The 22,394-nt window shown below is 67.8% G+C and carries 22 protein-coding genes; 6 read left to right on the top strand and 16 right to left on the bottom strand.

Annotation, left to right across the window (positions count from 1 at the left end):
• Positions 1-94: 94 nt before the first annotated feature.
• The 11 genes from N7590_RS14465 to N7590_RS14415 form a co-directional block, all read right to left on the bottom strand.
• Positions 95-1,366, bottom strand: a complete 1,272-nt coding sequence (locus N7590_RS14465) for a glutamate-5-semialdehyde dehydrogenase (protein ID WP_164242071.1) — start codon at positions 1,364-1,366, stop codon at positions 95-97.
• Entirely contained in the window at positions 1,363-2,520 is a 1,158-nt protein-coding gene (proB, locus tag N7590_RS14460) for a glutamate 5-kinase (protein WP_053511413.1), read from the bottom strand. Before proB ends, N7590_RS14465 begins: the two co-directional genes overlap by 4 nt.
• Before the next feature lie 11 nt (positions 2,521-2,531).
• Positions 2,532-2,795: a YciI family protein gene (locus N7590_RS14455; protein WP_053511412.1), complete on the bottom strand. Its 264-nt coding sequence runs from the start codon at positions 2,793-2,795 to the stop codon at positions 2,532-2,534.
• Complete coding sequence (gene argH, locus N7590_RS14450) at positions 2,795-4,090, bottom strand: argininosuccinate lyase (protein ID WP_053511411.1); 1,296 nt, start codon at positions 4,088-4,090, stop codon at positions 2,795-2,797. Before argH ends, N7590_RS14455 begins: the two co-directional genes overlap by 1 nt.
• A gap of 21 nt (positions 4,091-4,111) precedes the next feature.
• On the bottom strand, positions 4,112-5,065 hold the full coding sequence (gene argC / locus N7590_RS14445) for an N-acetyl-gamma-glutamyl-phosphate reductase (RefSeq protein WP_053511410.1): 954 nt from the start codon (positions 5,063-5,065) through the stop codon (positions 4,112-4,114).
• Entirely contained in the window at positions 5,062-5,664 is a 603-nt protein-coding gene (locus N7590_RS14440; RefSeq protein ID WP_053511409.1) for a GNAT family protein, read from the bottom strand. The genes argC and N7590_RS14440 overlap by 4 nt, the downstream gene beginning before the upstream one ends.
• 3 nt (positions 5,665-5,667) lie before the next feature.
• Positions 5,668-6,996, bottom strand: a complete 1,329-nt coding sequence (locus tag N7590_RS14435) for an acetylglutamate kinase (RefSeq protein ID WP_006457088.1) — start codon at positions 6,994-6,996, stop codon at positions 5,668-5,670.
• 25 nt (positions 6,997-7,021) lie between these two features.
• Positions 7,022-8,110: an acetylornithine deacetylase gene (locus tag N7590_RS14430; protein WP_164242069.1), complete on the bottom strand. Its 1,089-nt coding sequence runs from the start codon at positions 8,108-8,110 to the stop codon at positions 7,022-7,024.
• A gap of 87 nt (positions 8,111-8,197) precedes the next feature.
• A complete protein-coding gene (locus N7590_RS14425; protein WP_006457092.1) occupies positions 8,198-9,394 on the bottom strand; it encodes an argininosuccinate synthase in 1,197 nt (398 codons plus the stop codon).
• 118 nt (positions 9,395-9,512) lie between these two features.
• The gene (locus N7590_RS14420; protein WP_053511407.1) at positions 9,513-10,523 is read right to left on the bottom strand and encodes an N-acetylornithine carbamoyltransferase; all 1,011 of its coding nucleotides are present in this window, start codon (positions 10,521-10,523) and stop codon (positions 9,513-9,515) included.
• A gap of 319 nt (positions 10,524-10,842) precedes the next feature.
• On the bottom strand, positions 10,843-11,406 hold the full coding sequence (locus N7590_RS14415) for a hypothetical protein (RefSeq protein WP_049458277.1): 564 nt from the start codon (positions 11,404-11,406) through the stop codon (positions 10,843-10,845).
• A 186-nt stretch (positions 11,407-11,592) separates the two neighbouring features.
• Between N7590_RS14415 and cysS the strand changes: the two genes are divergently transcribed.
• The 3 genes from cysS to N7590_RS14400 are packed head-to-tail and all read left to right on the top strand — an operon-like array spanning position 11,593 to position 14,720.
• Entirely contained in the window at positions 11,593-12,969 is a 1,377-nt protein-coding gene (cysS, locus tag N7590_RS14410; RefSeq protein WP_164242067.1) for a cysteine--tRNA ligase, read from the top strand.
• A gap of 54 nt (positions 12,970-13,023) precedes the next feature.
• On the top strand, positions 13,024-13,476 hold the full coding sequence (locus N7590_RS14405) for a SufE family protein (RefSeq protein ID WP_049458275.1): 453 nt from the start codon (positions 13,024-13,026) through the stop codon (positions 13,474-13,476).
• Positions 13,473-14,720, top strand: a complete 1,248-nt coding sequence (locus tag N7590_RS14400) for an MFS transporter (protein ID WP_006457191.1) — start codon at positions 13,473-13,475, stop codon at positions 14,718-14,720. Before N7590_RS14405 ends, N7590_RS14400 begins: the two co-directional genes overlap by 4 nt.
• A gap of 140 nt (positions 14,721-14,860) precedes the next feature.
• On the opposite strand, the gene dksA is transcribed toward N7590_RS14400, so the two are convergent.
• A complete protein-coding gene (gene dksA, locus N7590_RS14395; RefSeq protein ID WP_164242065.1) occupies positions 14,861-16,090 on the bottom strand; it encodes an RNA polymerase-binding protein DksA in 1,230 nt (409 codons plus the stop codon).
• Between the two features lie 272 nt (positions 16,091-16,362).
• Between dksA and yidD the strand changes: the two genes are divergently transcribed.
• The 3 genes from yidD to N7590_RS14380 are packed head-to-tail and all read left to right on the top strand — an operon-like array spanning position 16,363 to position 18,813.
• Positions 16,363-16,617, top strand: a complete 255-nt coding sequence (yidD, locus tag N7590_RS14390; protein WP_008266150.1) for a membrane protein insertion efficiency factor YidD — start codon at positions 16,363-16,365, stop codon at positions 16,615-16,617.
• 1 nt (position 16,618) lies between these two features.
• Positions 16,619-17,965: a dihydroorotase gene (locus N7590_RS14385; RefSeq protein WP_006457238.1), complete on the top strand. Its 1,347-nt coding sequence runs from the start codon at positions 16,619-16,621 to the stop codon at positions 17,963-17,965.
• Complete coding sequence (locus N7590_RS14380) at positions 17,965-18,813, top strand: M23 family metallopeptidase (RefSeq protein WP_164242063.1); 849 nt, start codon at positions 17,965-17,967, stop codon at positions 18,811-18,813. The genes N7590_RS14385 and N7590_RS14380 overlap by 1 nt, the downstream gene beginning before the upstream one ends.
• An 88-nt stretch (positions 18,814-18,901) precedes the next feature.
• On the opposite strand, the gene N7590_RS14375 is transcribed toward N7590_RS14380, so the two are convergent.
• The 4 genes from N7590_RS14375 to N7590_RS14360 all read right to left on the bottom strand — a co-directional run.
• A complete protein-coding gene (locus tag N7590_RS14375) occupies positions 18,902-19,606 on the bottom strand; it encodes a squalene/phytoene synthase family protein (protein ID WP_164242062.1) in 705 nt (234 codons plus the stop codon).
• An 11-nt stretch (positions 19,607-19,617) separates the two neighbouring features.
• Positions 19,618-20,313 (bottom strand): phosphoglycolate phosphatase, encoded by a 696-nt coding sequence (locus N7590_RS14370; RefSeq protein ID WP_053511831.1) that lies wholly within the window; start codon positions 20,311-20,313, stop codon positions 19,618-19,620.
• Positions 20,310-21,026 (bottom strand): bifunctional 2-polyprenyl-6-hydroxyphenol methylase/3-demethylubiquinol 3-O-methyltransferase UbiG, encoded by a 717-nt coding sequence (gene ubiG / locus N7590_RS14365; protein ID WP_049458268.1) that lies wholly within the window; start codon positions 21,024-21,026, stop codon positions 20,310-20,312. The genes N7590_RS14370 and ubiG overlap by 4 nt, the downstream gene beginning before the upstream one ends.
• 25 nt (positions 21,027-21,051) lie before the next feature.
• Positions 21,052-22,394, bottom strand: a 1,343-nt coding sequence (locus N7590_RS14360; RefSeq protein WP_279935674.1) for a TRZ/ATZ family hydrolase, incomplete at its 5' end; no start/stop codon positions are given.

The raw sequence follows: 22,394 nt of genomic DNA, 5'->3' as shown, positions 1-22,394 counted from the left end.
TGGGTGCCGACCTTGATCGGCGTTCTCCCCGGTGGGTACCGACCTTGGTCGGCACCGGGGTCTACCGCGAAGAGCATCCACGCATGGCGTGGATCTACTTGCGCGTCTGCCCTTCGCCGCGCAAGACGAAACGCTCGACGGTGAGCGCTTCCAGGCCCATCGGGCCATAGGCATGCAGGCGCGTGGTGGAAATGCCGATTTCGCTGCCCAGGCCGAGCTGGCCGCCGTCGGAAAAGCGCGAGGAAGCATTGACCATCACCACCGCCGAGCGCAGCGCATTGACGAAGCGCTCGGCATTGCCACCGTCTTCGGTGGCAATCACTTCGGTGTGGTCGGAGGTGTAAGCACGGATATGCGCGATGGCCGCATCAAGATCGTCGACCACGCGTACCGCCAGCACCAGGTCGAGGAACTCGGCGGCGTAATCCTCGTCGGTGGCGGCGCGGCTGCCCGGCAACTGCGGCTGGGCACGCTCATCCGCACGCAGTTGCACACCGCGCTCGCCCAGCGCCCGTGCCACGCGCGGCAGGAATGCATCGGCCACGTCGCCGTGCACCAGCAGCGTCTCCAGTGAATTGCAGGCGGCCGGGCGGCTGCACTTGCCATCCACCAGCAGATCGATGGCCGTGTCCAGGTCGGCACTGGCGTCCACGAACAGATGGCAGACGCCCTTGTAGTGCTTGATCACCGGCACCCGCGCATGCTCGGCGACGAAACGGATCAGGCCTTCGCCGCCACGCGGAATGGCCAGGTCGATCAGCTCATGCAGCTGCAGCAGTTCCAGCATCGCTTCGCGGCGCAGGTCGGTCAGCACGGTCACCGCCGCCGCCGGTACGCCGTTGGCCTGCAAGGCACCGGCCAGCGCGTGGGCGATCGCGGTGTTGGAATGGATCGCCTCGGAACCGCCGCGCAGGATCACGCCATTGCCGGCCTTCAGGCACAGGGCGGCGGCTTCGGCGGTCACGTTCGGGCGTGCCTCGTAGATCATCGCGATCACGCCCAGCGGCACCCGCACCTTCTGCACGCGGATGCCGTTCGGGCGCACGTCGTCGCGGGTCACCTGGCCGACCGGGTCCGGCAGCCCGGCCACTTCGCGCACGGCTTCGGCCATCGCGAACAGGCGCGGCGGGTCCAATGCCAGGCGATCGAGCATGGCAGTGCCCACGCCCTTCCCGCGCGCAGCGGCAAGGTCGCGCGCGTTACCGGCCAGGATCAGCCCGGCATTCACTTCCAGTGCCTGGGCCATCGCCAGCAGCAGGGAACGGCGCGCCGCACTATCGAGGCCGGCAACAACCAGGGCTGCGTCACGGCAGGCGCGCGCCTGCGTTTCGATTCCGCTCATCGGGGTGTCCTTCAATCCGGTCATGGCAGCACCAGGTCGTCGCGGTGAACAACGCTGCCGCCGTAGTTGTAGCCGAGCAGGGCCTGGATGTCGCGCGAATGGCGACCGGCGATCCTGCGCACATCGTCGGCCGCGTACTGGCTGACGCCGCGGGCGACGCAGACGCGGCCCTGCGGGGCGTTCCAGCACACCTGCACCATGTCGCCGCGACGGAACGCGCCCTCTGCACCGGTGATGCCACCGGGCAGCAGCGAAGCGCCCTTCTCGCGCATCGCCTGTGCCGCACCGGCATCGATGATGATCGCGCCCTCGGCCAGCGGCGCATGCCTCAACCAGTGCTTGCGGGCCGCCTCGCGGCTGCGCGCGGCGTGGATGCGGGTGCCATACAGGCGATCCTGCGCCAGTGCACGCACCACGTCACCGCTGCGGCCATTGAACAGGTAGGTCTCGATGCCGAGCCGCCCGGCTTTCGCCGCTGCCTCCAGCTTGGTGCGCATGCCACCGGTGCCGGCACGCGAACCGGCGCCACCAGCCATGGCCAGCACGGCCTCATCCAGTTCGGGCACGTCGTGCAGCGGCCGTGCGTCGGCGGCCGTGCGCGGGTCGGCGCTGTACAGGCCATCGATGTCGGTGGCGATGAACAGTGCATCGGCATCGACCAGCGCGGCGACCGTGGCAGCCAGGTTGTCGTTGTCCCCGAGCTTGAGTTCGTCCACCGATACGGTGTCGTTCTCGTTGACCACTGGCAGCGCACCCAGCCGCAGCAGTTCGCTGAGCGTGGCACGTGCGTTGAGGTAGCGACGGCGGTTGCGCAGGTCGTCGTGGGTCAGCAGCACCTGCGCCACCGGGCGTTCGAAGAAGCGCTGCCAGAGCCCGATCAGCTGGGCCTGGCCAAGCGCGGCCAGAGCCTGCCGGGCTGCCATCGCCGCACCGGGTTCATCGGCCCGCGGCAGGATCGCGCGCCCCGCCGCAACCGCGCCGGACGACACGATCACCACCTCGCGCCCGGCCTGCACATTGGCCGAGACGAACTGGGCAAGACCCAGCGCGTGGCGTGGCGACAGGCCGCCGCCATCGGCGGCCAGCAGGCTGCTGCCGACCTTCAGCACCGCGCGCCGCCAGGGCGGCAACGCCTGTTGTGGGAACGGCGAGGCGACAGCGGCGGCGTGCAGGGTCATCGGTCAGGGCCTCAGCGGGTAGTCCATTCGTGCACGGTCAGGTCGGAGGCCTGCATCGTCACCAGCGGATCGGTGGCGACGATGGCCTGCGCCTGCGCCAGGCTCTCGACATTGCACAGCACATAGGCGCCACCGCTGCCATCGGCGAAGCCGCCGGTCAGCTGCAGCTTGCCCTGCGCCTGCAACGCATCGAGGAAGTCACGGTGCGGCTGCACTGCCTCGGCGTTGAAGTCGGGCCGGCGCATGGCCAGCACCAGGTAGACGGTGCCTGCCATCAGGCCAGCGCCTGCCAGCGCGCGCGCAGCTCATCCAGGCGCAGGTCGGCGGCCGAGCCCGGCGACACGCGTGCGGCCAGGCTGCCTTCCGGCGTACGGCCCTGCCCTGCACTGTCGGCGCCTGCCGCCGCGGCCTTGTAGGCATCGCGGAACGGCACGCCGGCCACCGCCGCTTCCACGGCAACGTCGGTGGCGTACATGCCCGAGTCGATCGCCGCGCGAACCTTGTCGTCGCGCCATTCCAGGTTGGCCAGCAGCGCCGGCAGCAGTTCCAGCGCGGACAGGCCGCGGCCGAAGCCATGGAAGATGGCGCCCTTGGACGACTGCAGGTCGCGGTGATAGCCCGACGGCAGCGACAGAAGCTGCTCGATCTCGGTACGCGCGGCGGCGACGCTGGCGTGGGTCGCGCGCATCAGCTCGATCACGTCCGGATTGCGCTTGTTGGGCATGATCGAACTGCCGGTGGTGTACTGCGCCGGCAATGCGACGAAGCCGAATTCGGCGCTGGTGAACAGCGACAGGTCCCAGGCGATGCGGCGCAGGTCCAGCGTGGCGCCGCCCAGCGCTTCCAGCGCGGCCAGTTCGAACTTGCCGCGCGACAGCTGCGCGTAGATCGGCGAGATCTGCATGCGCGCAAAACCGAGCGCGGCGGTGGTGTGTTCACGGTCCAGCGGCAGGTTCACGCCGTAGCCGGCAGCGGTGCCGAGTGGATTGGCATCCACCAGCGCATGCGTGTCGCGGGCACGGGTGGCGTTGTCGATGAAGGCCTCGGCCCAGCCGGCCCACCACATGCCGGCCGAGGACACCACGGCACGCTGGATGTGGGTGTAGCCGGGGATCGGCAGATCCTTCTCGGCCTGGGCACGGTCCAGCGCGACCTTGGCCACTTCGGCGCTGAGCTGGGCCACGCGCTGCAGCTTCTCCTTCAGCCACAGGCGGGTGGCGACCAGGATCTGGTCATTGCGGCTGCGGCCGGTGTGGATCTTGCGGCCGGCGTCGCCAAGGCGCTCGGTCAGCCGCGCTTCGATCGCCGAATGGCCATCTTCGTACTGCGTGTCCAGCACGAAACGGCCGTCGCGGAAGTCCTGCGCCAGCACCTCCAGCTCGCGCAGCAGGCCGGCCAGCTCGTCGGCGCTGAGGATGCCGATGTGCTGCAGGCCCTGCGCGTGCGCGGCGCTGGCGGCGATGTCGTGCAGGAAGAACTCGCGGTCGAGGATCACGTCGTCGCCGGCGAGGAAGGTCTGGATCTGGGCGTCGACGGCGACGCCGGGCTTCTGCCAAAGAAGGTCTGCCATGGGGGGCTCCGGAATGCGTGTTCAGTGCGGGATCGACGTCAGTTCGTCGATGCCCAGCGCGAGGTTGAGGTTCTGCATGGCCTGGGTAGCCGCGCCCTTCAGCAGGTTGTCCAGGGTCGCAACCACGACCACCCGCTTGCCGCCCGGGGCCAGGGTGAAGCCACCGACCTGGGCGCCGTGACGACCGGCAATACGGCTGACCCACGGCGCTTCATCCACCACATCGATCAGCGGCTCGCCCGCATAGGCCTGCTGGAAGCGCTCGACGATCTGCTCGCGGGTCTGCACGCTGTTCAGCCACAGGTTGGCGGTGAGCGTGATGCCACGGAAATGCGGCGCGACGTGCGGCATGAACTCGACGGCCACGCCCAGCTGCACCGACACCTCGCGCTCGTGCACGTGATTGGTCAGTGCATACGGCATCAGGTTGTCGGCCAGCAGCTCGACGTTGTTCTTGTCCGACGGCGTGGTACCAGCACCGGAGTAACCGGAGACACCGAAGCACTGCGGCGGGCCGGCCAGCAGGTCCAGCAGCGGATGCACCGCCAGCTGCATCGCGGTGGCATAGCAACCCGGGTTGCTGATGTGTTTCTGGCCGTTGTAGCGGTTGCGGGTCAGCTCCGGCAGACCGTAGTACCAGCTGTTGTCGAAGCGGTAATCGGCCGAGAGATCGACGATGACGGTCTCCGGCCTGGCCGCTTCCAGCGCAGCCACGAACGGTGCGGCCAGGCCATTGGGCAGGGCCAGGATCACCGCGTCCACGCCCTTGGCGGCCACCGCGTCAGCATCCAGGCTCTCGTACTGCAGATCGCCCTGGAACTCCGGGTGATGGTCCGACAGGCGCTGCCCGGCGCGCTCGCGCGAGGACACGAAGGCCAGTTTCAGGCGCGGGTGTGCGGCCACCAGCTTGATCAGCTCGGCGCCGGTATGGCCGCGGGCACCGACGATGCCCAGGGTGAAAGTCGAATCGTTCATGCGTGACGGTCCAGGCGGTACTGCAGGTGGCGCTTCACGCCCTGCCATTCCGCGTCGATGATGGAGAAGATGACGGTATCGCGCGGCGTGCCATCGGCATGCCGCTTGTGGTTGCGCAGCACGCCATCCTGCTTGGCGCCGAGGCGGGCGATGGCGGTGCGCGAGGTGGTGTTGAACCAGCTGGTTTCCAGCACCACGCTGATGCAGCCCAGCACTTCGAAGGCGTGCTGCAGCAGCAACAGCTTGGCTTCGGTATTGGCGCCGGTGCGCTGCGCGCGCGGCGTGTACCAGGTGTAGCCGAGACTGAGCCTGGGCACGCTGGCGTCCATGTCGTAGAAACGGGTGCTGCCGATGATGTCACCGGCGGCATCGCGGATCACGAACGGCAGCCCCTTGCCTTCGGCCTGCGCCTGCAGCGCGGCCTGCACATAGGCCTCGGCCTGCTCCGGCGACGGCACCTGGGTATACCAGAGCTGGTCTAGGCCGCTGCCTTCCAGAGCGGCACGCAGGCCGGGGACGTGTTCAAGCTGCAGCGGCTGCAGCAGCACGTGCTGCCCGCGCAGTGTGGGGACGGTGTTCCAGGCGGCCGGGTTGCTCATCGCTCAGCCCTGCAGGCTCGGGGTGCGCTGGGCGCAGTGATCGACATAGGTCTTGATGCGGTCGATGCCGTCGGCGCCGAACCAGAACACCTTCCAGTGATCCTGCTTGTAGCAGCCGTCGGACTCAGCGTAGTAGAAGTGGTTGATCGGATTGCCGTGGCGCGAGCGCCAGAACAGCTGCGGCGTTTCTTCCAGCATCACGTTCCAGACCGCGCGGCCCAGGCCTTCGCCCTGCGCATCGTCCAGCACGGCGAACTTGTCCAGGTACACGCCTTCGGCTTCATCGGTGAGGATGACCGCAGTACGGTAGTTCTCGCTGACGTAGGCGCGCAGCAGCCGGGTCTTCTCGAAATAGTCCGGCACCAGGGTGCGGCCGAAGCTGGATTCGATCAGCTGCTTCAGGCGCGGCAGGTCCAGTTGCTCCCATGCGGTGGCGCGCAGCACCTTCTCGCCCTTGCGCACCAGCGTGCCCGAGCCCTTGTGGGTGAACAGTTCCTTGGCCAAGTCGGCCGGACGGGTGATCGACACCGACGACTCCAGCGGCAGGCGATCGAGCAGATCCTTGATCTGTTCGATCTTCACCTTCATGCCACCGTGGATCCACGGCTGCGCGATCAGGTGGTCGTACTCGGTGGACAGGTTGATCGAATCGATCACGTTGCCGGCCTCGTCCAGCAGGCCACCGGTACCGGTCAGGAAGATGATCTTGTACGGCTGCAGCTCCTGCACCAGCTCGTTGGCGGCGAAATCGGCATTCACGTTGAGGATCTGGCCACCGGCGGTCTCGCCCAGGCTGGTGATGACCGGAATCGAGCCGGCACGCAGGCTGGCTTCGATCGGCGCCAGGTTGACCTTCTTCACCTCGCCGACCAGGCCGTAGGTGTCCACGTCCAGGTATTCGGCCTCGAACACGCCACCGGTGATCGAGGTGGCGCGCGCGCCGTTCTGTTGAAGAGCTTCGACCAGGCGCAGATTGGACTGCTGGAACACCCGGCGCACGATCGCCAGCGCTTCCGGCGAGGTCACGCGCAGACCGTTGACGGTCTGCTTCTCGATGCCGGCGGCAGACAGCTCGGCATCCAGCTGCGGGCCAGCGCCGTGCAGCACGATCGGGGTCAGCCCGACTTCCTGCAGGAACGACAGCGAGGAGGTCAGCGCGTCGAGATCATCGCGCAGCACCGCGCCGCCGACCTTGACCACGGCGAAGCGCTTGGCATCCAGCTGCGAAAAGCGCTTGAGGTACTGGCTGATCTCCTTCGCGCTGGCCATGCTGGAAAGCAGGCGCACGATGGTCTGGCGGGTCTGGCGGTGAGGCTGGAGGGCAGGAGACATTTCGGTTTCGTCGGAAAGGGAAGAATCAGGCGCCGGCGGCGATGATGCGGTGCACGGCGTCGGTGTAGCGCTGCAGCTGGTCCAGCGTCACGAACTCATCGGCGGTGTGGGCCTGGGCGATGTCGCCCGGGCCAAACACCAGGGTGGTGTAACCGGCGGCGGAGAACAGCGAGGCCTCGGTCCAGAAGTCCACCGCGTTGCCGATCGGCAGTTCCAGCGCATCGGCCACGTCGCGTGCCAGCAGGCGGCGGTTCTCGGCCTCGGCGATGTCACCGGCCGGCAGGCTGGGGCCACGGAAGGTTTCGGTGAACAGTGCGGCTTCCGGTTCGGCGAAGCCGGCAAAGGTCGCCAGCAGGCCGTCGATATCCATCGACGGCAGCGGACGGAAACCGAACCGCACTTCAGCGGCCGGCGCAATCATGTTGGCCTTGATCCCGCCCTCGACACGGCCGATGTTGAAGCGCAGGCCGGTCAGCCCGCCGAAGCGGGCCGAGGCCAGCGATTCCACATGGTCCAGCGCGCGGTTGCCCCAGCGCATGGCCTGGTGCAGTGCACTTGCGGCCGCATCCTGCTTGCCCGAGGCATGGCCGGCGCGGCCGGCAAACTGCATCAGCACCGAGCTGATGCCACGGTGCGCCAGCACCGCCTCGCTCATGGTCGGCTCGGCCACCAGCACCGCTTCATAGGGCAGGCCACGGGCCAGGAACGCAGCGATGCAGCGCGGGTCGTTGGCTTCCTCGTCGCTGGAGAACAGGAACGCGGCATCGCCCTCGCTGGCGTTGGCCGCCGCCACCAGCGCAGCGGCAGCGCCCTTGATGTCACACACGCCAAGGCCGACCACGCGGTCGTCCAGGCGCCGCATCACGTGCGGGTCGGCAGTCCAGTGCGGCGAGTCGGGCACAGTGTCCAGATGCACGTTGAACAGGTACTTCGGCGTCCCGCGCACGGCGTACAGGCTGACCGCACCCGCGCCGTGGTCGATCACCTCGACGTTGAAGCCGGGCAGGTTCGCGCGCAGGTAATCGAAGATGCCACCGGTGGTGATCGCACGCGGCGGGTTGCGGGTGTCGAAGGACACCAGGGCCTGCAGGTGATCGAGCGTCTGTTCAAGCATGAATCAACAATCCTGGTAGTGCCGGCCGCTGGCCGGCAACGATGTCGGTGGTGAATGCCGGCCAGCGGCCGGCACTACCGTCACAGGTCAACCGCGATTGACCTGCGCATAGACAGTGGAACTCATGCCGAACAGCTTGATGAAGCCTTCAGCCTCTTCCACGCCCCAGTCGGCCGACTGCGCGTAGGTGGCACCCTTGGTGTTGAGCAGGTGCGGCGACTTCACCGCCACCGCGTCGACGCGGCCGCCACGGGTCTCCAGCACCACTTCACCGTTGACCTTGGCCTGCGAGGACTTCAGGAAGGCCTCGATGTCGGTCTTCAGCGGGTCGTGGTAGAAGCCTTCGTACACCAGCTCCACCCACTTGCGCGCCACGTCCGGCTTGAAGCGGTTCTGCTGCTTGGTCAGCACGGCGTCTTCCAGCGCGCGGTGCGCGGCCAGCAGCGAGACCAGGCCCGGCGCCTCGAACACGATTCGGCCCTTCAGGCCGATCACGGTGTCGCCGGTGTAGACGCCGCGGCCGACGCCATACGGCGCGAACAGCTTGTTGAGCTGGGCCAGGATCTGGTCGCCCGGCAGCGCCTTGCCGTTCAGTTCGACGGCTTCGCCTTCGACGAACTTCAGGGTCACGGCCAGCGCCTGTTCCGGCCATTCGCTGCGCGGCGAGCACCAGCCACGCGCGCCTTCACCCGGGGCTTCCCAGCGGTCGATCTCACCACCGGACATGGTCACGCCCAGCAGGTTCTCGTTGATGGTGTAGGCCTGCTGCTTGGCGCGCACGCCGAAGCCGCGCTCTTCCAGATACTTCTGCTCGTAGGCGCGGGTCTGGGTGTGTTCCTTCTGGATCTCGCGGATCGGCGCGATGATCTGGTAGTCGCCCAGCGCCTTCACCGCCAGGTCGAAGCGGACCTGGTCATTGCCCATGCCGGTGCAGCCGTGGGCGATGATGTTGGTGCCCAGTTCGGCGGCACGCTTCAGCGCGGCATCGACGATCAGGTAGCGGTCCGAGACCAGCAGCGGGTACTGGCCCTGGTAGCCTTCGCCGGCCCACACGAACGGCTTGACGAAGCCTTCCCAGATGGCCGGGCCACCGTTGACGGTGACGTGGCTGGTCACGCCCAGCTCGGCGGCGCGCTTCTCGATGAAATCACGCTCTTCATCATCGACACCGCCGGTGTCGGCGAACACGGTGTGCACGTTGTAGCCGCGCTCCTGCAGGTACGGCACGCAGAAGCTGGTATCGAGGCCGCCGGAGAAGGCGAGAACGACGTCTTTGTTGCTCATGGGGGTCAGGTCCACTTGGTGATGAGATTTCGGTAGAGCCGACCGCTGGTCGGCTGAAATGTTGGATGCGCCGCTGCGGGAGCAGCCGACCAACGGTCGGCTCTACCCCGTGTTTGACTCAGCGCCCGGCAACCGCGGCCATGATCGCCTTCTGCACGTGCAGGCGGTTCTCGGCTTCGTTGATGGCGATGCACTGCGGCGAATCCATCACCGCGTCGGTGGCCTTCACGTTGCGGCGCAGCGGCAGGCAGTGGCTGAACACACCGTTGTTGGTCAGCGCCATCTTCCGCTCGTCGACGATGAAGTGCTTGAACTGGTCGCGGATCGGCTTTTCCGGTTCCCAGTTGCCGAAGAACGGCAGCGCGCCCCAGCTCTTGGCGTACACCACGTCGGCACCTGCGTAGGCGCTGTCGATGTCATGGCTGATCTTCAGCGAACCACCGCTCTCGGCCACGTTCTGCTCGGCCCAGCCCATGTAGCGCTCGTCGAGGATGTAGTCGGCGGTCGGGCACAGCAGGGTCACGTCCATGCCCATGCGGGTGGCGATGGTCAGCGCCGAATTGGCCACGGCAGTGTTCAGCGGCTTGGGGTGGTAGGTCCAGGTCAGCACGTACTTCTTGCCGCGCAGGTCCTGGGTGCCGAAGTGCTCCTGCAGGGCCATCACGTGGGCCAGTTCCTGGCACGGGTGGGTGATGGTCTCCATGTTGATGACCGGCACCGGCGAGTACCTGGCGAAGCTGTTGAGGACGATGTCCTGGCGGTCATAGGCCCAGTCCTGGAACTTCGGGAACGCACGCACGGCGATGATGTCGCAGTAACGGCCCAGCACCTTGGCCACTTCCGCGATGTGCTCTTCCGTATCGCCGTCCATCACCGTACCGAGGTTGAACTCGATCGGCCACGCATCCTTGCCCGGCTGCAGCACCACTGCGTGCGCGCCGAGCTGGAACGCGCCCAGTTCGAAGCTGGTGCGGGTGCGCATGGACGGGTTGAAGAACACCAGCGCGATCGACTTGCCCTTGAGCTGGTCGCCGAGCTTGTTGCGCTTGAACAGCGCGGCCTGGGTCAGCAGCGCGTCGAGCTCGCTGCGGCTCCAGTCCTGGGTGTTCAGGAAGTGCTTGGGGGACATCATCTTTCCTTGCGTGGCGGCGCCGGGTTCGACGCGGTGGAAGGGAAAAGCAGGAACCAAAGGTGGAACGAAAAGGTTGCAGTTGCAGCTTTCAGAACGCAGAAACGAAAAAACCCAGCCGGGCGGCTGGGTTTTTTTCGGACGAACAGCAAAAAGCTCCGGTTACCCAGCGAGGATGTGGGGTTCCGGTCGACGCGCACGCGAGGTCATGCCCGACGCCTGTCGGGCTGCGCTGCTGTCGTGCTGGAAGTCGGTGAGCTTCATGGTCATCCATCTTTGCATGCGGCCGGGGCCGGCGCAAGGGGCCGGGGTCGCAGAATCAGGGATTGCTGGCGGTGCCCTGCTCGGGGCCGACCCACGGGGTGATCGACACCCGGATCTTGAGCCGGTTGCCGGGATCTTCCGGCAGCCGCGAGCGGTACTTGGTGCCCTTGTAGACGTAGTCCACGTCGTAGGCGATGGGCCGGCGGAATTCACGCCCCACCGGCACGATGCGGCAGTCGCGGGTCAGCATCGGCCCATTGTTGGCCGGCGCCGGGGCCGGCGTCTCGGCGGCAACCTCTTCGGACGCCTCTTCATCGCTGCGCTTGAACATCGAGCGCACCGAGTCCCAGAAGCGGCTGATCCGGCCCTTGTCCTCGACCGGCTCCTCGCCGGTCACGTTGACCGGGGCCAGGGTCCGGGTCGAGACCGGCTCGCAGTGCTCCTCGGTGCGGGTCGCGCGCAGGGTCTGGAACACCGGCTCGACGTTCAGCACCTGGGCATAGTCGAACTTCACGTTCTCCACGATCACCACCCGGTTGCGGGGCTCGGCCTCCTGCGCCAGCACCACGGCGGGCAGCGCCGACAGGCAGGCCAGGGTCAGCAACGCGGTGGATTTCATTGGCGATGGGAGCAAGGACACGGCAATAGTGTAGGCAGTGACGAGCGCAAGGGGCTGAACATTACCCGTCCACGCCGCTCCTGCCCACCCCACCTTGGGAGAACCCGCGTCCACCGGTGGCAGCCAGTGCCCCCAAAGGGGCCGACACGTTCTAAAATCGCAGGCTTGTCCCCCAGCCACAGCCCCATGACCCTGCGCCTGCACAACAACCTGACTCGCCAGCTCGAACCGTTCACCCCGCTCGATCCGGCCTGTCCGACCCTGTATGTGTGCGGCCCGACGGTCTACAACTACGTGCACATCGGCAACGCCCGTGGCCCGGTGGTGTTCGGGGTGCTGGCCGACCTGCTGCGGCGGCGCTTCGGCGCACTGCGCTACGCCCGCAACATCACCGACGTCGACGACAAGATCAACACCGCCGCGCGCGAACAGGGGGTGCCGATCAGCACCATCACCGACCGCTTCGCCGCCGCCTACCGTGAAGACATGGCCGCGCTGGGCGTGGTGCCGCCGGACATCGAGCCGGAAGTGACCGCGCACATGCCGCAGATCATCACCATGATCGAGCAGCTGATCGCCAGCGGCCATGCCTACGCGGCAGAGGGCCACGTACTGTTCGCGGTGGCCAGCTTCAACGGCTACGGCAAGCTCTCGCGCCGTGATCCGGACGAAATGCTGGCGGGTGCCCGCGTCGATGTCGCCCCGTACAAGCGCGACCCCGGCGACTTCGTGCTGTGGAAGCCGTCCAGCGACGACCTGCCCGGCTGGGAATCGCCGTGGGGCCGCGGGCGCCCGGGCTGGCACATCGAGTGCTCGGCGATGGCCGCCGCGCACCTGGGCGAGACCATCGACATCCATGCCGGCGGGGTCGACCTGCAGTTCCCGCATCACGAGAACGAGATCGCACAGAGCGAGTGCGCCCATGGTGGCAAGATCTTCGCCCGCTTCTGGCTGCACAACGGCATGCTCAACTTCGGCGGCGCCAAGATGAGCAAATCGCTGGGCAACATCGAGCGCGTGCACGACCTGGTGCGCCAGCATCCGCCGGAGGCGCTGCGCCTGGCCCTGCTGTCGGCCCACTACCGGCAGCCGCTGGACTGGTCCGATGGCCTGATCGAGCAATCGTCGCGCACCCTGGACCGCCTGTACGGCACCCTGCGCGAACTGGCGTCGATCGAAGCCAGCGCGGTGATCCCGGCCACGGTCGAGGCAACCCTGGATGACGACCTGAACACGCCGCAGGCGCTGGCCGAAGTGGCCCGTATCGCGGCCGACGCACGCCGGGCCAGCGATCCGGCCGAACAGGCGCGCCTGAAGGGCGAACTGCTCGGCGCGGGCCTGGCGCTGGGCCTGCTGCAGGCCGATCCGGCGCAGTGGTTCGGCACTGCCGCCGGCGATGACGGCGACGATGCGCGCATCCAGGGTCTGATCGACGAGCGCGCCGCGGCCAAGCAGGCGCGCGACTTCGCCCGCTCCGATGCCATCCGCGACCAGCTGGCCGCCGAAGGCATCGTGCTCGAAGACACCCCGCAGGGCGTGCGCTGGTCGCGCAAGCGCGGCTGACCTGCCCTGCCCCGTGGCCGGACCGCCGGCCACGCCCCCACTGTAGAGACTGCTGTGACCGACTCCCCGTTTCCGCTTGAACCCACCGCCGCCGAGGCCCAGACCGCCATCGCCGAGGAATTCGGCTTCTTCGGCGACTGGTCCGAGCGCTACCAGTACCTGATCGACCTCGGCCGCAAGCTGCCGGCCTTCCCGGAGGAATGGAAGACCGAGGAGCACCGCCTGCTCGGCTGCCAGTCGATGGTCTGGATCGTGCCGGAAGGCAACGCCCAGTCGCTGCGCTTCCATGCCATCAGTGACTCGGCCATCGTCTCCGGCCTGATCTTCCTGGCCCTGCGCGTGTATTCCGGGCGCTCGGCGCAGGAGATCCTGGACACCGAACCGAGCTACATCCAGGACATCGGCCTGGCCCGCCACCTCTCGCCCACCCGCAGCAACGGCGTGGCGGCGATGCTGGCCTTCATCCGTGAGACCGCGCAGGCCCAGCTGCAGCGCGATCCGTCGTGAGCGAACCTGCCACGGCCGAAGACACCGCGCTGGGGCTGCTGTCCCGGCCCGGTTTCGCCAGGCTGCTGGCATACCGCATCTTCGCGATGCTGTCCTACCAGGTGGTCGCGGTCACCGTCGGCTGGCACATCTACGAAGTCACCCGCAATCCGTTCTCGCTGGGCCTGGTCGGCCTGGCCGAGGTACTGCCGTTCTTCTGCGTGGCGCCGTTCGCCGGTTACCTGGTCGACCATCTGCCGCGGCGCCGGCTGGGCATGGTCGCCTGCTCCGGGCTGATCGCCACCGCGCTGGTGCTGACCAGCGTGGCCAAGGGCTGGCTGCCCTTTGAGGGCGTGTGGCCGATCTATGCGGCCATCGCACTGACCGGCATGGTGCGCGCCTTCCTGTCACCGATCTACAACGCCTTGTTCGCCCGCGTGCTGGCCCGCGACCAGTTCGCGCGTGGCGCCGGCCTCGGTGCCGTGGTGTTCCAGGCCGGCATGGTGGCCGGTCCGGCACTGGGCGGCGTGCTGGTCGGCTTCGGAGGCAAGGGCCTGTCCTATGCGGTGGCCACCGTCTTCGCGCTGGTGGCGATGGGGTGCCTGGCCACGTTGAAGGTGGAAGAACCGGTGCACACCGGCCCGGCCGCGCCGATCTTCAGGAGCATCGCCGAAGGCGCGCGCTTCGTGGTGGGCAACCGGATCATGGTCGGCGCGATGGCGCTGGACATGTTCTCGGTGCTGCTGGGTGGCGTGGTGGCGATGCTGCCGGCGTTCCTGCACGAAATCCTGCACCACGGCCCGGAAGGGCTGGGCATCCTGCGCGCGATGCCGGCGCTGGGTTCAGTGTGCGTGGGGCTGTGGCTGGCCCGCCACCCACTGCACCGCAATGCCGGCCGCGTACTGCTGTTCGCGGTGGCCGGCTTCGGCCTGTGCGTGATCGGATTCGGGCTGTCGCAGCACTTCTGGCTGTCGGCGCTGATCCTGCTGTTCTACGGGGCGTTCGACGGCGTGTCGGTGGTGATCCGCTCGACCATCCTGCAGCTGGCCACGCCGGAGGAAATGCGCGGACGGGTGTCGTCGATCAACGGCATCTTCATCAGTTCGTCCAACGAGCTGGGCGCGTTCTACGCCGGCACGATGGCCCGGCTGCTGGGCCTGGTGCCGGCGGTGGTGCTGGGTGGGTTCGCGGTGCTGAGCGTGGCCGGGATCACCGCGTGGAAGAACCCGACGCTGCGGAAGTTGAATCTTCGCGACCTGCAGTAGCTGTTCTGTAGAGTCGAGCCATGCTCGACTGCTTTTCAGAGGCGCCAGTCGAGCATGGCTCGACTCTACAAAAGCCAGGAAGCCCAACAAAAAACCCGGCCGAGGCCGGGTTTTTCGCATGACCGGACAACGACCGGGAATCAGTCGCCCTGCTGCTTCTGCAGGTGCTCCCAACGCTCCTGGGCGTCGATGGTACGCTCGGCGGTCAGTCGCGCTTCCAGGCGCTCCAGGCCGATCTCTTCACCGGTATCCACGCAGTAGCCATAGTCGCCGGCTTCCAGGCGCTTGAGGGTGCTGTCGATCTTGCCGATCAGCTTGCGGTAGCGGTCGCGGGTACGCAGTTCCAGCGAGTTCTCGGTTTCGCGGGTCGCGCGCTCGGCTTCATCGCCGATGTCACGCACTTCCTCGCGCAGGTTCTCGATGGTCTGCTTGGACTCTTCCACCAGGTCCGCACGCCAGTTCTGCAGGCGCTGGCGGAAATATTCCTGCTGCAGCGGGCTCATGTATTCCTCTTCCGAGGACGGCTTGTAGCCAGCCGGCAGGATCGGGCGGCCGGTGGCCTCGTCGGTCTTGTACTCGACCACCTTGTACTTGCTGCGCGGGGCCGGTGCAGCCGAGCGGGCGGCGACGGCCACGGCAACCTTGCCGACAGGGCGCGACACGGTCTTCGGGGCGGAATCGGATTTCACGGCGGTTTTGGCAGGCGATTTCGAAACGGGCACGGGATTCTTGGATTGCGGGGCCTTCGAAGCAACAGGTGCGGCGGCCGGGGCCGGCTTGGGGGCCGGTTGGGCTGCTGCCACTGCCACGGTCTTGGCCGGGACAGGCTTGGCCGGAGCCGGCTTGGCAGCCGGCTTCGGTGCGGACTTCACTACTGGGGCCGGGCTCGGCTTTACCGCCGGCGCAGCAACATTCTTGGTGACCTTCTTTACAACGGCAGGCGTGGTCGCCGGTTTAGCCGCAGCCACCTTCTTCGCGGCAGGCTTGGCGACCGGCTTGGCCGCAGCCTTCTTCACCACCGCCTTCGGCGCCGGCTTGGCTGCTGCCTTCTTCGCTACCGGCTTGGCGGCGGCCTTCTTGACCGGCGCGGCCTTGCCGGCAGCCTTCTTCACCACCGGCGCCTTCTTGCTGGCGGCGGCAGGCTTGGCCTTGGCGGGCGCGGCGGCCTTCTTCGCCACCGGCTTGGTTGCCTTGACCGGCGCTTTCTTTGCGGTGGCCTTCCTGGCCGCCGGTTGCGAGGACGCTGCCTTGGTCGCCGGCTTGCTGGCCGGCTTCTTGGCAACGGGCTTTGCCGCCAACTTCTTCACAACAGGCTTGGCGGTTTTCTTGGCGGCCGTTGCGGCCTTCTTTGCAGTTTTTTTAGCAGCCACGAAACGCTCTTCCTTGGATTCCCCGGGGCCCGGGAAAGCGGGCCTTTATAGCCTACCCGACCCGCAGCAGCAACCTCAGCGGCCCTGCTCCATTCAGTCCTGGAGCCAAGCCAGCCAAGGGGCGGTCCGACGAACACGGACCGCCTTGCGCGGTACGGAACCTGGCCAGCACCCGAAGGTGCTGGTACCGGTCGCAGGCCATCGGCGACATGCGACCAACGGCCCATCCTGCACAAATGCGGCCTTCATGCCAACTGGCATAAGATGACTGGGTGATCTCGCGCCTGCTCATTGCCCTGCTGCGCTTCTACAAGCGCTTCATCAGCCCCCTGCTGGGGCCGCGCTGCCGTTTCGTGCCCAGTTGTTCTGAATACGCGATGGAGGCCATCTCCCTGCATGGCCCGCTGCGCGGCAGCTGGCTGGCTGCGCGCCGCCTGGGACGCTGCCATCCGTTCCATCCCGGCGGCTTCGACCCCGTGCCCGAGTCCCCCAACGCCCCCTCTTGCCGTTGCACAGGAAAACACTGACATGTCCTCCACCCTCATCACCAACGCCCGCATGGTCAACGAAGGCCGCACCTTCGATGGTGACCTGCGCATCGAGAACGGCCGCATCGCGCAGATCGGCAGCGGGTTGACGCCGCGCGACGGCGAGCAGGTGGTGGATGCGGCCGGGCGCTGGCTGCTGCCCGGCATGATCGACGACCAGGTGCACTTCCGCGAACCGGGCCTGACCCACAAGGGCGACATCGCCAGCGAATCGGCTGCCGCCGTGGCCGGTGGCCTGACCAGCTTCATGGACATGCCCAACACCAATCCACCGACGCTGGATTCGACCATCCTGGAAGCCAAGTACGAACTGGCGCGCGGCCGCGCGTGGGCCAACTACGGCTTCTACCACGGCGCCAGCAATGACAACCTGGAAGCAATCCGTGCGCTGGACCCGAAGAAGGCACCCGGCGTGAAGGTGTTCATGGGCGCTTCGACCGGCAACATGCTGGTGGACAACCCGGAAACGCTGGACGCGATCTTCCGCGAATGCCCGACCCCGATCATCACGCACTGCGAAGACACGCCGATGATCGATGCCAATCTGAAGGCCTTCCAGGAAAAGTACGGCGACGCACTGACCCCGGACATGCACCCGGACATCCGTTCGCGCGAAGCCTGCATCAAGTCGACCCGGCTGGCGATGTCGCTGGCACGCAAGCACGGCACCCGCCTGCACGTGCTGCACATCTCCACCGCCGACGAGCTGGCGCTGTTCGAGAAGGGCCCGCTGATCCGCGCCGACGGCAGCCGCAAGCAGATCACCGCCGAAACCTGCGTGCACTTCCTGCACTTCGCACGCCCGGACTATGCGACCAAGGGCAACCTGATCAAATGCAACCCGGCGATCAAGGAAGTGTCCGACCGCGAGGCGATCACCGCCGCGCTGGCCGACGACGTGCTGGACGTGCTGGCCACCGACCACGCCCCGCATACCTGGGAAGAGAAGCAGAAGCCCTATGCGCAGGCGCCGTCGGGCCTGCCGCTGGTGCAGTACGCGCTGGTGGCCGCACTGGAGCGCGTGCACGAAGGCAAGCTGACCCGCGAGCAGGTGGTGCAGAAGTTCGCCCACGCCCCGGCACAGCTGTTCGATGTCGAGGAGCGCGGCTTCCTGCGCGAGGGCTACTTCGCCGACCTGGTGCTGGTCGAGGACGTGCCGTTCACCGTCAAGCGCGAGGACGTGCTGTCCAAGTGCGGCTGGTCGCCGTTCGAAGGCACCACCTTCCGTTCGCGCATTGCCTCCACCTGGGTCAACGGCCAGCAGGTGTGGGACGGCAGCAAGCTGGTGGGCGAGCCCGCCGGCCAGCGCATGACCTACGACCGCTGATGCGTCCGGCACTGATGATCGGGGCGCTGCTGCTGGCCGCGCCCCTGTTTTCTGCACCCCCGGCGCAGGCACAGGATGGCATCGGCAGCCTGATCGACAGCCGCGTGGTGTTTCCGGCCAGCGCGTCGCAGGGCGCGCTGGTGATCGGCAAGGTGCCCGCCGGCAGCCGCGTGCAGTACGCCGACCGGCAGTTGCGGGTGAGCGGCTATGGCAGCGTGGTGTTCGGTATCGGCCGCGACGAGAAGGGCCCGCTGCGCGTGCAGGTGCAGCGCCCCGATGGTGGTAGCGAGACCGCGACCATCGCGGTGACGCCACGCGACTGGCCCACTGAACGGGTCAACGGCGTGCCGCCGAAGACGGTCAACCCGCCACCGGCGATTGCCGAGCGGATCAAGCGCGAACAGGCGCAGGTGACTGCCGCGCGTGCCCGCGATGACGACCGCACCGACTTCACCCAGACCTTCATCTGGCCGGTGCAGGGCCGCATCAGCGGCCGCTTCGGCAATGCGCGCGTGTACAACGGGCAGCCCGGTGCAGGTCATTCCGGCATGGACATCGCGGTGCCGACCGGCACGCCGGTGAAGGCGCCGGCCGCCGGCATCGTCACCTTCGCCGGTCCGGACCTGTACCTGACCGGTGGCACGCTGCTGCTCGACCACGGCTTCGGGGTCAGCTCCAACTTCCTGCACCTGTCGCGCATCGACGTGAAGGTCGGTGACCGTGTCGAACAGGGCCAGGTGATCGCCGCCGTCGGCGCCACCGGCCGTGCCACCGGCCCACACCTGCACTGGGGCATGAACTGGTTCGATACCCGCATCGATCCGTTGCTGGTGCTGGAACGGAAGTAGCGGTAGTGCCGGCCGCTGGCCGGCAATTGCATGAATTCCGCAGCGCCGGAGCTGCCGGCCAGCGGCCGGCACTACCAGCGGCGATCAATCAACCGCGCGCGGCCCACCACACACGCAGCAGCGTGCGCACCGGGGTGGCCTGGATCGGCTTGCCCGCAGCCTGTGCGGCCACGCGCGCGCGCGCCAGGCTTGACCAGACGCGGCGCGGGCGCGGGCCCGGCACACGGGTGCCCCAGCCCTTCAGCAGATACTGCGCCCAACGCTGCGCGGCCGTGCCGGCGTCCTCATCCAGCAGGCTGCGCGGTACGCCCGCCACGCCGGCATCCTGCAGACGCTGGGCCAGGGTCTGCAGCTGCACCGCACGACCGGCACCGGTACGCGGCTTGTCGTTGAACAACGCCGCTTCCACCGCCGCCACCGCGTCGGAATAGTTGGCCAGTGCGCGTTCGGCGCCGGCCGCATCCAGCGCGACCGTGCGCGCTTCAACCAGATCCGGCAGCGCCTCGGCCAGCTGCGCCCACGGTGCACGCGCCGGCTCCAGCAGGCGGCCCAGCGGGTGGCGCGAACGATGCGCAGCCCAGCTGCGCAGTTCCTCGCCCCACCAGGCCAGCTTGGCGTCGGCCGGCAACGGATCGCCGCCGGTGTTGAGCATGTCGTCGAATTCCTGCAGCAGCGCGAACCACGCGACCGCGATCTCGCGTTGCGATTCGGCCACGAACGGCGCGGCCACCGACCATTCCGGCCAGCGGCTGCGCCACTTGTCGAGGAAACTGTTCAGCGCGGTACTGCTCACTACGTCATTCCTTACGGCTGGGCCGGGGCTGCCGGCCGGGTCGGCCAGAGGCTGGCCAGTTGCAGAAGCTCGGCGTTCTCGACAAGCACGTCGGCCTGCCAGGCCAGCGGGTCGTCACTGTGCAGGCGGTAGCCCCACAGCGCCGCCACCGAGGGCATGGCGGCGGCACGCGCGGCGAGGATGTCGCGCTCGTCGTCGCCCACGTACACGCAGTCTTCGGCGGTGATGCCGATGGCCTGTGCGGCGTGCAGCAGGGGCAGCGGATGCGGCTTGCGTTCGGCCAGCGTGTCACCGCCGACCAGCACCGCGCAGCGCTGCTGCCAGCCGTACTGCGGCAGGATCAGGCGCGCCAGGTACTCCGGCTTGTTGGTGACGATGCCCCACACCGTACCGGCCTCATCCAGTGCCGCCAGCATGCCGGCCACGCCATCGAACAGCACCGCATGCTGGCCGATCAGCGCTTCGTAGCGCTGCAGGAACTCCGGGATCAGCGCATCGCGCGCGGCGGCATCCAGTTCCGGGAAGGCCGCCGACACCATCGCCCGCGAGCCCTTCGACACCACCGGACGCAACATCGCCGGATCGATCGGCGCACGGCCACGCTCGGCCAGCATCGCATTGCAGGTGGCGACGAAGTCCGGCGCACTGTCCAGCAGGGTGCCATCCAGGTCGAACAGCACCGCGCGCGGGAAGCCGGCCGTGGTCATGCCGGCTTGACCGCGTAGGCCAGGTAGTTGATGTCGGTGCGGCTGCTCAGGCGGGCATGGTTGCGCCACGGCTCGTAGGCCATGCCGCTGACATCCACCAGCTGCATGTCGGCCTCGCGCAGCCAGCGCGCCAGCTCGGCCGGCTTGATGAATTCCTGGTAGTGGTGGGTGCCCTTGGGCAGCAGCCGCGCCACGTATTCGGCACCGACGATGGCCACTGCGAAGGCCGCCGCGGTGCGGTTGATGGTGGACAGGAACAGATGGCCACCCGGCTTCAGCAGGCGCTTGCAGGCCTCGATGATCGCGCCCGGGTCGGGCACGTGCTCAAGCATTTCCATGCAGGTGACCACGTCGAAGCTGCCCGGCTGCTCGGCGGCCAGGTCCTCGGCGGCCTGCACGCGGTAATCGACCGTGGCGCCGCTTTCCAGCGCATGCAGGCGCGCGACCTTGACCAGTTCCGGGGCCAGGTCGATGGCGGTGACGTCGGCACCGGCCTGCGCCAATGCCTCGCTCAGCAGGCCGCCACCGCAACCGATGTCGAGCACGCGCGCACCGCGCAGCGGCACGCGGTCGGCCACGTACTTCAGCCGCACCGGGTTCAGCGCATGCAGCGGCTTCTGCGGGCCGTCAGCGTCCCACCAGCGGTTGGCCAGCGCGGCGAACTTGTCCAGCTCGGCCTGATCGAAATTGGAGGAAGCGTGGGGGGCAGTCATGAGGGAGTCCTTGCGGCGCCGGGGTTCAGGCGCGGATATGACGGATGCGCTCGCGCCACTGGCGCGCGTTGGCGATGATGCCCGGCAGGTCCATGCCGACCAGCTCGCGCTGCACCAGCTTGGGCTTGCCGGCGATCCAGACATCGCTGACCTGCTGGCGGCCGGTGGCGTAGACCAGCTGCGACAGCACGTTGTGCAGCGGCTGGGTTTCCAGTGCGGACAGGTCGACGCAGACCAGGTCGGCCTGCTTGCCGACTTCGATCGAGCCGATGCGGTCACCGAAGCCCAGCGCGCGCGCGCCGCCCAGGGTGGACGCACGCAGCGTGGTGGCCGCATCCAGCGCGGTGGCATCGTCGGCCACGGCCTTGGCCAGGATCGCCGCGGTGCGGTTCTCGCTGAACATGTCCAGGTCGTTGTTGCTGGCGCAGCCATCGGTGCCGATCGCCAGGTTCACGCCGGCGCGCTGCAGGGCGCAGGCCGGGCAGAAGCCGGAGGCCAGCTTCAGGTTCGATTCCGGGCAGTGCACCACGCTGACGCCGCGCTCGGCACACAGGTGGATTTCCGCATCGGTCAGCTGGGTCATGTGCACCGCGATCAGGCGGTCGTTGACCAGGCCAAGCCGATCCAGCCGCGCCAGCGGGCGCTGGCCGTGCAGCTTGATCGAATCGGTGATCTCCTGCGCGGTCTCGTGGGTGTGCAGGTGCACCTGCATGTCGAGCTGGTCGGACAGCATCCGCACCCGCTCGAAGTTGGCGTCGTTGACGGTGTACGGCGCATGTGGCGCGAACGCGGTGCCGATCAGCGGATCGGTGCGCCACTGGTCATGCAGTTCACCGGCCTTGGCGAAGTACTCGTCGTCGGTCTTGGCCCAGGCGGTGGGGAAATCGATGATCACCGCGCCGACCAGCGCGCGGAAACCGTGCTTCTTGTAGACCGCGGCCTGCACGTCGCCGAAGAAGTAGTTCTCATTGGCGCAGGTGGTACCGCCACGCAGCATCTCGGCGATGGCCAGCGTGGTGCCGTCGGCGACGAACTCGGGGCCGATCACCGCCGCTTCCACCGGCCAGATGTGCTGCTGCAGCCAGGTCATCAGCGGCAGGTCGTCGGCGACGCCGCGCAGCAGGGTCATCGGGTTGTGGGTGTGCGCGTTGACCAGGCCCGGCATCAGCGCGGCCTCGGGGCGGCTGACCACCTGGGCGGCGCGGAAGCGCGCGCGGGCCTCGGCGCGCGGCAGGATGGCCACGATCTCGCTGCCACGCACGGCGACGGCATGGTCCTCCAGCACCACCGCATGTGGCTCGATCGGAACGACATAGCCGGCTTCGATGAGCAGGTCGCAGGCTTCGGGGAGGTGCGGGCTATCGCTCA

Origin of the sequence: Stenotrophomonas sp. GD04024 (assembly GCF_029837545.1) — a bacterium.
GTDB classification, from domain to species: Bacteria; Pseudomonadota; Gammaproteobacteria; order Xanthomonadales; family Xanthomonadaceae; genus Stenotrophomonas; species Stenotrophomonas forensis.
The sequence above is the reverse complement of the archived record's forward strand: the minus strand, read 5'-3'. Positions and strand labels throughout refer to the sequence as shown.

Excerpts from the sequence above, each read along its gene's own strand:
- argH (WP_053511411.1), bottom strand. The coding sequence starts at position 4,090 with ATGGCAGACCTTCTTTGGCAGAAGCCCGGCGTCGCCGTCGACGCCCAG.
- N7590_RS14370 (WP_053511831.1), bottom strand. The coding sequence starts at position 20,313 with ATGACCACGGCCGGCTTCCCGCGCGCGGTGCTGTTCGACCTGGATGGC.
- N7590_RS14455 (WP_053511412.1), bottom strand. The coding sequence starts at position 2,795 with ATGGCAGGCACCGTCTACCTGGTGCTGGCCATGCGCCGGCCCGACTTC.
- N7590_RS14435 (WP_006457088.1), bottom strand. The coding sequence starts at position 6,996 with ATGTCTCCTGCCCTCCAGCCTCACCGCCAGACCCGCCAGACCATCGTG.
- argC (WP_053511410.1), bottom strand. The coding sequence starts at position 5,065 with ATGAACGATTCGACTTTCACCCTGGGCATCGTCGGTGCCCGCGGCCAT.
- N7590_RS14415 (WP_049458277.1), bottom strand. The coding sequence starts at position 11,406 with ATGAAATCCACCGCGTTGCTGACCCTGGCCTGCCTGTCGGCGCTGCCC.
- N7590_RS14430 (WP_164242069.1), bottom strand. The coding sequence starts at position 8,110 with ATGCTTGAACAGACGCTCGATCACCTGCAGGCCCTGGTGTCCTTCGAC.
- N7590_RS14440 (WP_053511409.1), bottom strand. The coding sequence starts at position 5,664 with ATGAGCAACCCGGCCGCCTGGAACACCGTCCCCACACTGCGCGGGCAG.
- N7590_RS14420 (WP_053511407.1), bottom strand. The coding sequence starts at position 10,523 with ATGTCCCCCAAGCACTTCCTGAACACCCAGGACTGGAGCCGCAGCGAG.
- ubiG (WP_049458268.1), bottom strand. The coding sequence starts at position 21,026 with ATGACTGCCCCCCACGCTTCCTCCAATTTCGATCAGGCCGAGCTGGAC.
- N7590_RS14385 (WP_006457238.1), top strand. The coding sequence starts at position 16,619 with ATGTCCTCCACCCTCATCACCAACGCCCGCATGGTCAACGAAGGCCGC.
- N7590_RS14465 (WP_164242071.1), bottom strand. The coding sequence starts at position 1,366 with ATGACCGGATTGAAGGACACCCCGATGAGCGGAATCGAAACGCAGGCG.
- cysS (WP_164242067.1), top strand. The coding sequence starts at position 11,593 with ATGACCCTGCGCCTGCACAACAACCTGACTCGCCAGCTCGAACCGTTC.
- N7590_RS14425 (WP_006457092.1), bottom strand. The coding sequence starts at position 9,394 with ATGAGCAACAAAGACGTCGTTCTCGCCTTCTCCGGCGGCCTCGATACC.
- N7590_RS14380 (WP_164242063.1), top strand. The coding sequence starts at position 17,965 with ATGCGTCCGGCACTGATGATCGGGGCGCTGCTGCTGGCCGCGCCCCTG.
- proB (WP_053511413.1), bottom strand. The coding sequence starts at position 2,520 with ATGACCCTGCACGCCGCCGCTGTCGCCTCGCCGTTCCCACAACAGGCG.